The organism is Ktedonospora formicarum (genome assembly GCF_016587355.1).
Classification (GTDB): Bacteria; Chloroflexota; Ktedonobacteria; order Ktedonobacterales; family Ktedonobacteraceae; genus Ktedonobacter; species Ktedonobacter formicarum.
In genome coordinates, this window is sequence record NZ_BNJF01000001.1 from 3640040 (window position 1) to 3654932 (window position 14893).

Below are 14893 nucleotides of genomic sequence, written 5' to 3' on the forward strand. Positions count from 1 at the left end.
ACATCGCGCAACTCTTTGAGGAGCAGGCACGGCGCACGCCCGAGGCTGAAGCGCTCTGGTATGAGGGCACCTCTTTGAGTTACTATGAGCTCAATCGGCGTGCTAATCTGCTTGCCAGGGATTTACAAGCGCGTGGTGTCGGAACCGATACCCTGGTAGGGGTGTGCATGGAGCGTTCGCTTGAGATGGTTGTAGCTCTATTGGGTGTCATCAAGGCCGGTGGAGCCTATGTTCCCCTTGATCCGAGCTACCCTCGGGAGCGACTGGCCTATATGCTTGAGGACGCTGCCGTTCCTGTTCTGCTTACACAAAATGCCCTCGTCGAGCGCTTGCCGCAGCTAGATGCTGAAGTGCTCACGCTTGATGCTGGCTGGGGCGCGGAGGCAAGCGAGGAGCTTCCCAATCCTGAGCGTGAGCTTACTCCCGATAATCTAATCTATATGATCTATACCTCGGGCTCGACTGGCAGGCCCAAGGGGGTGCTGAATACTCAGCGTGGCGTCTGTAACCGTATCTACTGGATGCAGCAGCGGTACAACGTGGGTGTGGGTGACCGTGTTTTGCAAAAGACGCCATTTAGCTTTGATGTTTCAGCCTGGGAATTCTTCTTGCCTCTCATTAGCGGCGCAAGCCTTGTACTGGCACGTCCTGGTGGGCAACAGGACGCGGCTTACCTTGCTCAACTCATTCAAGAGCAAAGCATCACAACGCTGCACTTTGTTCCCTCTATGCTTCATGCCTTCCTGTTAGAGCCTGATCTGGAGGAGCGTTGTCGTAGCATCAAGCGTGTCATCTGTAGCGGTGAGGCTCTACCTGCCGAACTCCAGGAGCGCTTCTTTGCCCGCTTGAGCGCCGAGTTACATAACCTCTATGGTCCGACCGAGGCCGCTATCGACGTGACCGCATGGGCTTGCCAGCGTGATAATCGGGATTCTATAGTGCCTATTGGTCGCCCAATAGCCAATACGCAGATCTACATCCTGGATGAAGCGCAACAGCCAGTGCCTGTGAATGTCGTGGGTGAACTCTACATTGGTGGCGTCGGCGTCGCGCGTGGCTATCACCAGCGCCCTGAGCTGACACGTGAGCGATTTATTGATGATCCCTTTAGCAAGCGTGAGGGGGCACGACTCTTCCGCACTGGCGACTTGGCGCGCTTCCGTCCCGATGGCGCGATTGAGTTTCTGGGTCGCATTGACAACCAGGTCAAGATTCGTGGTTTCCGCATTGAATTGGAAGAGATTGAAGTAACCCTGAGCCAGCATGAACGTATCAAGGAGGTCATTGTCATCGCGCGCGAGGATATGCCAGGCAATAAGCGTCTGGTTGCTTATCTCGTACCTGATACTTTGACCAACCAGATCCCTTCAGTTTCCGATTCACCTGTGCTCTCACCGCAAGAGGTTGGGCTACCGCTCGAAGAGTTGCGTGCCTATCTTGGGCAGCACTTACCATCGTACATGGTTCCATCTGCCTTCCTCTTTCTGAAGTCGCTACCACTTACACCAAACGGCAAGGTTGATCGCAAGGCCTTGCCTGCGCCAGATAGTGAGCGCCCTGAATTGGAAGCTCAGTTTGTCTCGCCCCGCACTCCTGTTGAGCAAAAGTTAGCTGCGATCTGGACTGAAGTATTGGGCCTTAATCGTGTTGGTATACATGACAATTTCTTTGATCTGGGTGGTGCCTCTATCCAGAGCCTGGAAATTATCGCGAAAGCCAAAGAGGCTGGCTATGAACTGGCGCTGGAAAAGCTCTTCGAGTTTCAGACCATTGCCGAACTTGCAAGCGTTATTGAGAGTGAGCGAGGTGTTTCTCAGACCACTGTGATAGAGTCCACGCCAACCGCTTCAGAGGATACAAGCGAGCAAGAACTGGATGAGCCCCAACCTGCGATGCGGGACGAGGTACAGCCTGCCCTGGAAAACACGATTATCGAGAGCCTGGGTACCTACTTACCACCTAAGATCGTAACCTCGGATGAACTCATTGCGGGATGCGCCAAGCCGATACGCTTCCCCTTCGCGCGCCTGACAGGTATCAAATCGCGTCGTATGGCGGGCGAAACCGAGTTCTCCATCGACATCGCTCGTCAGGCTGTCGCCGACTGTCTTGCCAAGTCAAAGTACAACCCGGAAGACATTGATATGATTGTCAGTGGGAGCATCTCACGCTGCGATGGCCCTGACTTTCATTTCACCTTTGAGCCGAGCACGGCTGTGCGTTTGAAGCGCATCTTTGGTCTCACGAATGCTATTGCCTTTGACATTGATAATGCCTGTACCGGCCTCTTTACGGCTATCAATATTGTCGATTCCTTTATCAAGGCAGGCCTGATCCGTCGGGGGCTGGCAGTTAGCGGTGAGTACATTTCACATCTGGCAGTGACCGCGCAGAAGGAGCTTGAAGGCTTTATGGACTCGCGCCTACCCTGCCTGACAGTGGGTGATGGAGGTGCGGCGGTTATCCTTGAGCGCTCACCAAATCAGGAGGTTGGCTTCCACGAATTTGAGATGTTCTCACTTGGTCACTATAGCCGCGACTGTATTGGTAAGATTACGGACCGCGAGCATGGCGGCGCGATTATGTATACCGACGCCGTGAATGTTTCAGCGGTGAACATGAAGTACGCTGTGGCTCATGCCGCTAACGTGATTGCGCGCTCCGGCTGGCCTAATGACGCCTTTCAACATATTATTATTCACCAGACCTCGAACACGACTATTCGCGATGCAGCACGTGAGATCAACAAATACTTCGGCAAAGAGGTTTGTACCCAGGAGAACGTTATCAACAATATCGCCGAGCGCGGCAACACAGCGACAACGACGCATATGATCGCCATCGCGGATCATATTCGCTCAAATCGTATTCAGACTGGTGATAACGCGGTCCTGGGCATTACCGGTTCGGGTGCGACCATCGGGGCGGCTCTTTACACCTTTGATGATCTGCCTGACCGTATTCGCCGCGTAGAGGCTGGCGAGAAAATTGAGAAAGTTCCGGCAGAGCCACGCCATACTGTCCCATTGCTTCCTCCAACGCGGCGTATTCGTGTAGAGAGTATTGGTACGCTGGCTCCTGATGCTCCTGTTAAGAAGGAGGCGCTAGAACTTGTCAATGCCGCCGCAACAAACTGTCTTGCTGAATCATCTTATGAGCGCGGCGATATCGATTTGATGATCCATGCCGGTGTTTACCGTGACGAGTTCCTGAGTGAGCCCGCTCTGGCAGCCCTCAGTCAGGGGGACCTCAAAATCAATGATGCCATCGAGACACCGGCGGACAAGAAAACCTTTGTTTTCGATCTCTTTAATAGCTCTATTGGCTTCCTCAATGCCTGCTATACAGCTATTGGTATGATTAAGGCGCAGAAGGTTAGTAATGCTCTGATTATGGCCTCAGAAATCGAGAATAACAGCGAACATGAGCCCGACAATCTTCTGGGTATCGAGGAGACCGGTTCAGCCTTGATTCTTGATGAGAGCCCCGATGGTAAAACTGGTTTCGGAAACTTCGTTTTCAAGTATTTTACGGATTATGTAGAGTCTGTAGATACACATACTGCTTTCCGTAATGGAAAGATGGTTCTCGATATCAACAGAGATCCCAGGCAGCAAGAGTACTATCTGGCCTGCATTCAGGAGACGGTACTGGAATTGCTTCAACGAGAGCAACTCGACCTTGAGCGGATCAAGGTTATCTTGCCGCCACAGATCTCTTCTGGCTTCATCACTGATCTTGGGCAGGTGCTTAATGTTAGCGATGATCGGCTGGTCAATGTTCATGCGGAACGCGACCTTTTTACCTCATCGTTGCCATATGCACTCCAACAGGTACGGCAACAGCAACTGGCTCGTCCTGGTGATATCGGCCTGATCATTTCGGTGGGCGCGGGTATCCAGATTGGATGCGCAACCTACTACTTCTAAGCACCGCGAGGCGGTGCATCCGGGCATGGCAGAAGAAGGGTATGCGCATTCGGATAGATGCAAGTACCCTTCTCATGTTTCGGTATCACCAATATTAAGGAGGCTGCATGATAATCAGCCCTGAGCATCAGGCATGGATAACGTCGACACGTGGCGAGGATGTGCGCTTGCGTCTCTTCTGCTTTCCCTATGCTGGAGGTGGTGTTGCTCACTATCGCCGCTGGTTTGAACAACTACCCACCTCAATAGATGTTTGCCCAATTCATCTACCGGGCCGGGAGCAGCGTATCGGCGAGGCTGCTTTTACCTCTATGGGCGAACTGGTAACCACTCTCGTCGAGGTGTTGTTGCCTTATTTGCATGAGCCATTTGCCTTCTTCGGGCATAGCATGGGTGGGTTAATTGCCTATGCTTTGACCCGTAGGCTGGAGGCGGAGTCGCTTCCTCTGCCCCGCCATCTCTGCATATCTGCGCTGAAAGCTCCACATCTGCTGTCAAACAGGGAGCCAATCCATGATCTTCCTGAGGCTGAGTTTCTGCGTTCTGTCTATCGCCTGGGGGGCACACCGCTGGCGGTGTTGCAAAATCAGGAACTGTTGGATCTGATTTTACCTACGTTGCGTGCTGATTTCACGCTTTACGAAACGTATACGCCCTTCAATGATTTGCCTTTGCCCTGCCCTATTGCCGTCTATGGTGGTGCACAGGATACACTTGTCAGCCTTGTGGACTTGGAGGGTTGGCGGCAACACACCAGCGCCGAGTTTCTTGTACGCCATTTGTCTGGTGATCATTTCTATATCCATTCGGCGCAAATACAACTTTTGCGCTTCCTTGAGCATGATCTGAGGGCGGTGCTTGCGTAGAACCACCCTCGGATTTCTCTAGCGCGTGATTTCAAGCACCCTTCTAAAATACCTTCCGCTTTTGCCGTCTCCAAAAAGAATAGCGGCTTAAGTTGCCCTGTGTACGTGAAGGAGTAGAGGATCGCATGAAATCACCGCTCAATTTACGTTGTTATGTGCGCGACGAGCGCATTCTTTATCAAGCAGATGCTATAGACGCTCTGTTCGCGGCATTAACGCGCCAGGGATATTATCTCGTCTCCGAGGAAGAGTTCGAGCCCTCGTTTCGTGTCTGGTGGAGCGCTATGCGCACACGCCCAGAACGCCTTGAAGACTTGCCTTCTGAGCGCCAGCGCCTCCTGCTTCATCTGCGCCAGAGTGGTCTCTCCTCCCAGTTCCGGCGCAATCTGGGGCTCTATCTGGCTCTGCAAGAGGCTCATTTTACCTGTCGCGCCTATCATGGTGAGCACCTCTTCGCCTTCGATCTCGATCTTGCTCCACGTCAGCACTCTGGCGTGCCTCTGATTATGGTGAGTGTAGAGCCAGAATATCTCACTGCTGGTCATGGTGAAACCGCTGAGAAGATGCATGACCTCTGGCTGGACGTGCTCAAGGCTATCTATCAACACTTGCGACCTCTCTATGGCTGGGTTCACGATGCCGACTTTGATCGCCCTGGCTTCGGCTGGGCTCTGGAGATAGATCCTGAGCATCTTGAGGAGCGTACTCCTCTGGATTCTGTCTTGCGCGCGGATGCTAGTATGGGGCATCTGCGCTTCCTCTCGCTGGTGAATGTACTTGGTCCTAATTTGGTTGAGCGGTATGGACGAGCGCGGGTGCTGGCTACTCCTGCCTGGCACATTGAGGAGATGGAGGATGGTGGCGTGCTTCTCTTACCTGAGCCTTTTTCCTGGGATTATGTGCCTGTCTGGCGTGAGGCTGAGCAGCACCTTGATCTCTCACCTGCTGAAAGTTTTACCGTTGCGCACCTTGCAACCGTATTGAAGCAGCATGGTTTGCTAAAGCATCTTACGGTTACGCAACTGGTGAAAGCCACGGCTAGCAATTGCCTCTTCGATGTGCTGGCTGCGCTCATACCACAGCGTTATGTAACTGTGAGACGTTACCATCACTATAGTGAGGAGGATTATACACGCCTGATACACAAACTGGCCCGGGTCGTGGGTAAACAATGGCAGCCTGAGCAGGTACACACCTTCTTTATGCCAGATCAGGCCCTGATCGAGTTTGAGAGCGATGAGGAGTCTTTCTATTGGCGTTTCAAGCGCTCACCTGGGGATGCCGGGCTTGCCCCTGGTTTTCTTGAGCATCTCCATCATCTCGCCAAATCCCATCTGTGCGGTATGTTCCTGCCCCTACGCAGCAGGGGCAGCGCTCTGGCGTACTTCTTCCTGCCTGCGGATGTCTGGCAAGAGCTTGAGTCTATGCTGCCCCGTCTGCGGAGTGGCTGGCCTGATCCTCGCGTGCTCTCTACCCTTTTTCCACACTTTACCCTCTCCGAGCGGAAACAAATCTGCGCTTATGCGGAAGCAACTGCACAAACCACAACAACGGCAGAGAGTCAGGTGTCCAACAGGGGAGATTCGCCCCAGAGTCTTATACGCCTCTGTCAAGCGTGTTCGACTTGCCATCTGGAGCGGTGTCGCATGATAAGTGAGCCACTCCGAGAATTGTAGGGAGGCAGGTTGAGCTAGCTAGCGAGCGGGTGGGCGAATATCGCCGGGTTGTCCTGGATAGCGTGCCAGACCTGTGCCAGGGCCTATTTTCTCTATAGGCAGAGGCAATCTCTGCGCCTTGTAGTCTAGCGCCCGGTAAAGAAGGTCTGTCACCGCATCTAGATCAAGCACACCACTATTAACTATCACATCATACAGTGTCGCATCGTTGGTCTGGCGTCGATACTGAGCTTGTAGGTAGCGTTCTCGGTCATGATCCTTCATCTGGACGCGCCCCTCCGCCTCGCTCTGGCTCAACCCCTCGCGCTGCATCACATAGCGCACACGCAATTCAGCAGGCGCGACGATACGTGTATGAAGGACATCACGGCGGTTTGCTAGCAGCACCTGCGATCCTCGTCCAACAATAACGACATGCCCGCGTGTGACCGCTGCCTCGACAACCTTGGTCAGCGCCTCTCGATAGAGCCGCATATTCGTCAGCAATGGAGATGTCTCCATTGCGAACATTGCGGGCTGCAAGACACGCATGCTATCAATCAGATAGTGGACCAACGATTCGGCGCGTTCGTCGTGCTCTTCTGCCTCTAGTTCGCTGATACCAAGCTCTTGTGCGATACGAACCAGGATTTCATGATCAACTAGCTCCCAGCCCAGGCGTTGAGCCAGGCGCTGGGCTACCTCACCGCCTCCACTTCCATACTCACGCGAGACTGTTACCGCGCGCATATGCGCGATTTCTGGATGTCTTTCGTCCATAAGAGATACCGCTTCCTTTCACCTGCCAGCATACAGCGACCAGAAGCGCCAACCTTCAAGTGAGGGTTAGTGCTTACCAGCCAGAACTCAGCGACGGTGGCGATACATTCCTAGAGCATGTTTCTGTGTTGCTTGCCATAAAAAGCATTTGCCAACGCCGCCTGAGCGGCGGCTAGCTTCGCCACCACCTGCTTCCACTTCAGGCTGAGTGTGTATGGTGCGACGTTTGAGCATATCAAGTGGCTGTGCTCAGGCAAATGAATGGCATGACATGATAGAAAATGGTTTACTTCCTTTGATAATAGCACGAAGGAGGCGGCACAAACGCTTCTTGTGATGCCTCTCGCCCGCCAAATCAGGCTTGAGGACGTTCACCTAAGGCACTAACAAGATGGCAGAGCCCACAGAAATCGCGATCTTGTAGGTCTTCAATAAGCTCGCTATATAAGTAGTCATACTCAAAATCTTCTAGTGGATAAGAAGAGTGGAGAAAGGTGCTAAGCCGTTGATAGAGCACTCCCACCTGTCGTACAAAACTATAGTGGAGGCTGGTGCCATAAGAAACATCAAGTGTATGCGTTTGCAAGCGCACGTTCTGATAACCTGTCGTGCGTAGCCAGGGAGCGAGGCAATGCGTAATGCCCATAAAGCGCTGGTAGGCGAAGTGTAACAGGCCATCAAAAGCCTCCATATCTTTTGTATCTCCTTCGTGCATCTGTTGGTCTATGGCATAGAATGAGTGCTCATGCTCACGTAATGCTCCTCCTATATCCATTGCCAGATCCTCAAAGGCGAAGCTATTGGTCACAGGTATTGCGGCTTCGGTCCAGCGTAGCAGGCCACCTGGATGGCAGAACGTGAAGAGATGTCGGAGCAAGTCGGGGTACACAATATCTAGCAAGCATTCACTTATAAAGGCCAGATTGACCAGATCAAAGCTTTCAGGCTCGATAATGTTCTCATCAAGAGTATTCATATCCTGAACGAGAAAACGCGCATTACGTAACTGCCCCTCTGCCGCTTGCCGTGTGGCATACGCGATGACCTGAGGATCTTTGTCTATGCCAACGACCTCCATATCAGGATAGGTACTCGCCAGGTCGAGCGCCCATATTCCACAACCGCATCCAATATCAAGTACACGGCGAATGTGTGCCAGGCCTGGCACACCAGGCAGCAGCCCACCTATTGTGGTGCGTATCTTGTGATGCTGAAGCAATTGGCGTGCCATCTCCACATCATCCACGGGTGAGGATTCGCCTTCGCTCTTCCCTTCCATGATTAGCTGTCGCTGATACTCACGCTCTTGATAGTGAAAAGCCGATGTCTGCATCTCCATCCTCCAAAGGCATAGTTTGTTGTGTAAGTATGAGAGCCATGCGTATTGTGATATTACGCATTTGTGGCTCTCTACTTTATCCATACCTTCCTGGTACACAAAAGCGGAAGATGGGTTGGCATCTATGAGATTATTGCCTCGGCAATTGCATATATCGATGTGGCTAAGAAAACATGGATTAGCCCTTTAGACCCCCGCTTACGCCTTTGACGAAGAAGCGCGAGACGACCGTATAGAGAAGAACGGCGGGAAGCGCGTAGAGCATGGCGTAGGCGGCAAGTTGTCCATAATCGACCTGTCCATAGGCTCCAAAGAAGGTAAAAATGTGGACCGAAGCTGGAAGCAGGTCGGTACTTTGGAGAATGATGAGCGGCACAAAGAAGTTTGTCCAGGCTCCCAGGAAACTCCATACGCCAACCACAGCGATCCCAGGTGCTGCCAGCGGGAGCAGAATATGCACAAACGAGCCCAGAATCGAAGCCCCATCGATCCAGGCTGCCTCCTCAAGTTCCAGAGGTACTGCGTCAAGAAAGTTCTTCATCAGCCAGATACTGAAAGGAAGCGAACTGGCGGTAAAGAAGAGTATGCAGCCCAGAAGCGTGTCTTGCAGATTCAGGAAGGTATACATGGCATAGAGTGGCGTTACCAGCGCCAGGAGTGGTAGCGCGCTGGTGAAGAGGATGAAGTACATAATCTGCGCCTTGAATGGGAACTGGTAGCGTGAAAGAGGATATGCCGCCAGCCCCGAGAGCAAAATCACTAATACCATCGTGCAGACAGCCATAATCAGGCTATTCGCGAATGGTTGAAGCACCAAACCATCGTTGATGATATCAAAATAATTGCTCAAGGTCACAATCGAGGGCAACTCTAGCAGGAGCGAGGCTTTAGGATTAATACTTGCCAGAATCGGCCAGAGCAGCGGTATCAAAAACAGTAGGCCCAGAATTGTCAGGATCAGGTACAGAAATGATGGGATAATAATACGACGCACGACCATACTGGACCTCCTTTAAATGTCGACGCGTAGGATGCGAATGTAAATGAGTGAAAGGATCGCGCCGAAAACGATGATGAGGAGAGCAATGGCGCTACCATACCCAATCTGATAGAACTGGAATGCCTGGCGGTACTGATAGATCGTCAGTAGTTCATTATTGGATGTGCTGCCACCCGTCATGATATATACCAGCGTGAAGTCTGAGAGGGTTGCCAGGGTGATCAAAAGCAGATCTGTCGCGATTGAGCCTTTGATGAGTGGGAGGGTAATATTCGTAATCTTCGCCCACAGGCCCGCGCCATCAATGGCTGCCGCCTCATACATATCCTGGGGAATGCTTTCCAACGCGGAAGAATACAATAGCATCGAGAAGGCTGTTCCACGCCAGATATTAGCAATGATAATCATGGGCAGAGGGTACTCCTGCACCCAGGCGTGCTGTGGCAAGGTGAGATTCGCCATGACGGTGTTTAGGAGCCCGGATGAGAGTACGCTCTGAGGCCCTCCTGCCAAAAATGCTTGCCAGATGAAGCCCGCGACGACGTCAGGAATGACCCAGCAGGCGATGATAATGGCACCTAAGATGCCGCGAAAGACGCGGTTGCGCTTCTGCATCATCAGAGCGAGTAGAAGCCCTAGTCCCGCTTGCCCGATCAAAGCCGAGCCCACTAGATAGGTAAGGGAGACTCGAAACGAGTTCAGGAATTCGCCATCGCGGAGTATACGCGTAAAGTTCTGCAAACCAACCCAGTCTGGAGCCTGCGCACCTACCCCAGTCAGAGCCATATTCGTAAACGAGGTATAGATGGCCCAGATTGCCGGGCCAATCATAAAGATCAGAATGATGATAAAAGCGGGTGCCATAAATAACAGGCTAGTACGAAGACGCTTATTACGAATCTTTGAGGCCTGACGCGTTGGTGGTGGGGGTGTCGCCTCAGCCACCTCCATACGAGTTCTCACTTGCATCGTTGCCGCTCCTCGAAAGTCGTTGTCGCAACGGATGCTGGAAACAGCATCCGTTGCGACAAACCATCTAATGCCTTACGGCCTCTTCTCCACCTTATCGCTTCCCGCAATAGTCTGGACCGCGTTATAGTATGCATTCATCGCGTCACTTGAGCTCTGCCCTTGCATGACGTTCTGCATGGCGCGATCAACTTCTACCGAGATCTTAGGATATGCTGGGAAGCCTGGGCGGAACTGTGTCACACTGACCAGGTTCGTGAAGAAATCCGAGAGGGGGAGATTCTTATAATCAGCGACATCCGCCACATCCTTACGTGGTGTGATCTGAGATGCCTTCACATCATAGAACGCTAGCATGTCTTTGCTATAGGCTGCCTTAAGCACATCAAATGCCTCGTTCTTATGTGACGAGCGTGCGCTGATAGAGTAAGCCCAACCACCGGAGAGGGTGACAGACTGAGGGGCATCACCATTCTGCGTGGGCATCTTTGCGACTCCTAGCGTTGTTTGCCACTCAGGCCACTCTGCTGCACCACCTTTCTGCCAGCTACCCGGCAGCCAGGAGCCATCGATATCAATAGCAAGCTTGCCCTTCGGTAGCAATTGCTGTGCGACCGTATTGCCAGCCTGCGTGCTGAGTGCGATATCATTCGTTGGGCCAAGTAGATTCGAGGGGTTATAGACCTCCTTCACAAAGTCAAGCGAGTCCTGGAAGCCCTTGCTGGAGGCGATCCATTTGTTTGTGTCGTAGTTGTAAAGTGGGTCCTTGGTGCCATACAGCAGCATTTCAAAGCCCTGCATCGTCGATGCTTCATCCATTGGGATGCCGGAGTAGAGGTTGATTGGTACGACATTCGGTACCTTGGCTTTGATTGTGTGGGCTGCTGTCAGGATATCGGCCCAGGTTTTCGGCTGCCAGTCTGTAGGCAGACCTGCCTTTTGGAAGATATCCTTGTTATACCAAATGGCACGCACATCGGTGCCGTTCATAACGCCATAGTTCTTCCCGTTGAAGGTCGTAATCTTCTGCATGCTGGGGAACCATTGCGCGCTATAATCGGGCCACGTCTTGAGATAATCGTCGAGTGGGGCAAGATAACCAGCGGTGACATCAGAGCTGATGAGGAAACTATCCTCTCTCACGATATCGGGCGGGTTGTTGGAGCGAAGTTGGAGAGCAAGCTTCGTATAATAGCTGCCTTCATCGGCGATAATAGGCTGAAGCTGAACCTCAATTTTGGGGTTGGCGGCCTCGACCTGCTGTTTGACCTTGGTCCACCATTGCTGCTCATAATAAGGAGGTGGTCCAAACTGCTGATATACGACGCGAATAACGGTTTTTCCATTGCTGCTTGATCCACCACAGGCGGGCAAGGCAATCAGACAGAGCAAAAATAGACTGAGAACAAGTATGTGGAGACGCAATCCCTTGAACTGGAGATTCATGACTTTTCTCCTTTGTCCCTTGTTGCTACCATAACCAGAGGACTGCATTGTCCTCATTTCTACAAGAATGGAACAAAATCAACGCTAGCGAAGAAAAGTTTCTACTATGGTGAACGGTGAGTTTACCTCCTTTCATCTTTTTGCCGATGCACATGAAAAGCAAGCGAGCAAAAGCAAACACTAGAATAGCTTAATCATAACTTTGCATTTCAAGCCGTGTCAAGCTTTGGAGAAGCAAAGTACGTTGAGGAACAGCATGGGCAGAAAGAGAAGTGTAAAATGTGTCGTAATACTGAAGAGTATATCATCATAGGATGTCGCTGTTTCTAAGACAGTGTTGTTAGGTTTCTCCTGTGCTTGTGTTGCCGAAAGCAGTATTCAGAAGCCTTGAGTTCATTCTATATAGGCGCTCAGCTTCAGCGAGCGCTGGGCCTCTCCACTCAATCGTCCTGCATACCACTTTAGCTTTCGAGGAGGATATAGATATCAAAACTGGCTTGTGACAGGACAAGTGTTCCCGCCTTGTTTGAGCCAATGGCATGTAGTTGCGGACAGTTAAAGGTTCCTTGCATATGATTAACTCCAGGTTGAGCAGATGGCTCATCTCGCGTAATGCGTAGATCGCAGGTGATACCCGCTTGCAGTTTAAGGTCCCAGGCACCGGTTTGGGGTCCGAAGTCCAGGCGTATATCACCGCCATTGGTTGGCCCTGATAGCGTATAGCTTCCTGGCCCCGCATAGCCGTAAAAGGCGATGATCAGACTTTTGTCTTCTTCTTGAATGAAGATGGTGAACTCTTTCAGGCGATGTCGTAGTTTCGAGGTAAGGATATGGCTTTGCCAGGTAGACGTTTCTGTCCTGGCTCCAGTTACCTGGAATGTTACCCGGTTAGACTCAGGAATTGACATGCCAGCTTTGGGCCAGGTGGGCTCTGCCGTTGGTTGCTGGGCCGACATCACTGTCTTTGAGGTCGTAGCACAGCCTGTGAGGAGGATGAGTAAGAGCAGCAGGGCTGGCAGAAATTTAGAGGCACATAGTTCGTTCTCTCGCATAAGCGCTTCCTTCTTTATGGCGCGAACTGAGACATCGAAAAGTGGGCTGCCAGGCTCATTGTATCACAACGATAGCGAGCGGTAAGTCGGCATTCTTCGCCGGCTTTTATGCTATACTGAGGTGACGTTTTATCACAAATTCGAACGATGGAGTTACGCATATGTCACAAAATGTACCTATAACGGTTGCGCGTGGTGATGGTATTGGACCCGAAATTATGGATGCCACTCTCAAGATCATTAAAGCCGCGGGAGCGCGCATTGATATAGAAGAGATCGAGGTCGGCGAGCAGGTCTATCTGCGTGGCGTCAGCGCGGGTATTGAGCCAAGCGCCTGGGAATCCTTGAGCCGCAATAAAGTCTTCTTGAAAGCTCCTATCACGACCCCGCAGGGCGGTGGCTACAAAAGCCTCAACGTCGCTGTGCGTACCGCTTTCTCCCTCTATGCGAATGTGCGCCCTTGTGTGGCCTATCATCCCTTCGTGGATACCAAGCATCCAGGCATGGATGTAGTGATTATTCGTGAGAATGAAGAGGACCTCTATAGCGGTATCGAGTATCAGCAGACACCTCTGATGATGGAGAGCCTGAAACTTATTAGCCGCCCAGGTAGCGAAAAGATCGTTCGCTATGCCTTTGAGTATGCGCGTAGCAATAATCGCAAAAAGGTCACCTGCTTTGTAAAAGATAATATTATGAAGCAGTCGGATGGTCTTTTCCACAAGGTCTTCGATGAGATTGCTGCCGAGTATCCTGATATTGAGAATGAAGCCTGGATTGTAGATATCGGTGCGGCCAAACTGGCTGATACGCCCGAGGCTTTTGATGTCGTTGTTATGCCCAACCTCTATGGCGATATCCTCTCGGATGTCGCGGCACAGATCGCGGGTTCAGTCGGTCTGGCGGGCTCAGCCAACATTGGCGAAGGCTGCGCGATGTTTGAGGCCATTCATGGTTCCGCGCCCCGCCGTGCTGGTCAGAATCTCGCGAATCCCTCAGGGCTTTTGCTAGGTGCTGTGCTGATGCTTGTGCACATTGGACAGCCTGAGATCGCGACCGCCGTTCACAATGCCTGGTTGCGCACATTGGAGGAGGGGATCCACACATACGATATCTATGCCGAAGGTGTTAGCAAGCAGAAGGTTGGCACTCGCGAGTTCGCGGATGCTATCATCGCGCGCCTGGGCCAGAAACCCGAAAAGCTGAAGGCTGTTAACTACTCTTCCTCACCTGCCAGCCAGACTCGCACGAAAGCCCCCAAGGTTGAGCCTACAGTTTCAAAAGAACTGGTTGGAGTAGATGTCTATCTGGATTGGAGTAAGGGAAGCGCCGAGAAACTCGGTAACGCCTTCAAGCAGGTGAGTGGTGAGGGTCTGGAATTGAAAATGATCACCAATCGCGGCGCGAAAGTATGGCCCAATGGACTACCCTATACTTTCTGTACCGACCACTGGCGCTGTCGTTTCCAGGCTCCTGAAATCGGGACGAAGGTGGAGCCCACACAGATTATCTCTCTCTTACAACGAGTTCATGCCGCTGGTTTCGACTGCATTAAGACTGAGAATCTCTACAACTTCGATGGTACGCCTGGCTACTCGCGCGTACCTGGCGAATAGTGCTTCTATTCACTGATGCCGGATCCCATTCAGGATGAAATAAATACCTCATCCTGAATGGGATCTGCGCTTGCGCACTATTTTTTTTTACCATGCCTATGATGATCGGCCTTATCTACTTTTTCCCAGATCCATGTGATCTAAACTACAATTAAGACGTAAGCTTTAGCATAGACAGTTACATAACTACGTGTTAAACTCCACTGTTAGGTAACCCTGGTAACTTACGCTATATTGTTCA

General features: G+C 51.8%; 10 protein-coding genes. 4 read left to right on the forward strand and 6 right to left on the reverse strand.

Going from position 1 to position 14893, the window contains the following annotated elements:
* Positions 1–2: 2 nt before the first annotated feature.
* The 3 genes from K3T82_RS15600 to K3T82_RS15610 all read left to right on the forward strand — a co-directional run bounded on the left by K3T82_RS15600 (position 3) and on the right by K3T82_RS15610 (position 6471).
* A complete protein-coding gene (locus K3T82_RS15600) occupies positions 3–3929 on the forward strand; it encodes an amino acid adenylation domain-containing protein (protein WP_268886662.1) in 3927 nt (1308 codons plus the stop codon).
* A gap of 107 nt (positions 3930–4036) precedes the next feature.
* A complete protein-coding gene (locus tag K3T82_RS15605; protein ID WP_220194362.1) occupies positions 4037–4795 on the forward strand; it encodes a thioesterase II family protein in 759 nt (252 codons plus the stop codon).
* Between the two features lie 125 nt (positions 4796–4920).
* The gene (locus K3T82_RS15610) at positions 4921–6471 is read left to right on the forward strand and encodes a hypothetical protein (RefSeq protein ID WP_220194363.1); all 1551 of its coding nucleotides are present in this window, start codon (positions 4921–4923) and stop codon (positions 6469–6471) included.
* Positions 6472–6489: 18 nt separating this feature from the next.
* Here K3T82_RS15610 and K3T82_RS15615 read toward each other — a convergent pair whose 3' ends face one another.
* From K3T82_RS15615 to K3T82_RS15640, 6 genes are all read right to left on the reverse strand, one after another.
* Positions 6490–7230: a cytidylate kinase-like family protein gene (locus K3T82_RS15615; RefSeq protein WP_220194364.1), complete on the reverse strand. Its 741-nt coding sequence runs from the start codon at positions 7228–7230 to the stop codon at positions 6490–6492.
* A gap of 355 nt (positions 7231–7585) precedes the next feature.
* Positions 7586–8563, reverse strand: coding sequence for a class I SAM-dependent methyltransferase (locus K3T82_RS15620; protein WP_220194365.1), 978 nt, complete (start codon positions 8561–8563; stop codon positions 7586–7588).
* Between the two features lie 184 nt (positions 8564–8747).
* A complete protein-coding gene (locus tag K3T82_RS15625; RefSeq protein WP_220194366.1) occupies positions 8748–9569 on the reverse strand; it encodes a carbohydrate ABC transporter permease in 822 nt (273 codons plus the stop codon).
* Between the two features lie 12 nt (positions 9570–9581).
* Positions 9582–10538, reverse strand: coding sequence for a carbohydrate ABC transporter permease (locus K3T82_RS15630; RefSeq protein ID WP_220194367.1), 957 nt, complete (start codon positions 10536–10538; stop codon positions 9582–9584).
* A gap of 75 nt (positions 10539–10613) precedes the next feature.
* The gene (locus tag K3T82_RS15635; protein ID WP_220194368.1) at positions 10614–11984 is read right to left on the reverse strand and encodes an extracellular solute-binding protein; all 1371 of its coding nucleotides are present in this window, start codon (positions 11982–11984) and stop codon (positions 10614–10616) included.
* A gap of 461 nt (positions 11985–12445) precedes the next feature.
* Positions 12446–13036: a hypothetical protein gene (locus K3T82_RS15640; protein WP_220194369.1), complete on the reverse strand. Its 591-nt coding sequence runs from the start codon at positions 13034–13036 to the stop codon at positions 12446–12448.
* A gap of 161 nt (positions 13037–13197) precedes the next feature.
* Here K3T82_RS15640 and K3T82_RS15645 point away from each other — a divergent pair, with 161 nt between their 5' ends.
* Positions 13198–14652 carry an NADP-dependent isocitrate dehydrogenase gene (locus tag K3T82_RS15645; RefSeq protein WP_220194370.1) on the forward strand — a complete coding sequence of 485 codons (1455 nt, stop codon included), beginning with the start codon at positions 13198–13200 and terminating at the stop codon, positions 14650–14652.
* Positions 14653–14893 lie beyond the last annotated feature (241 nt).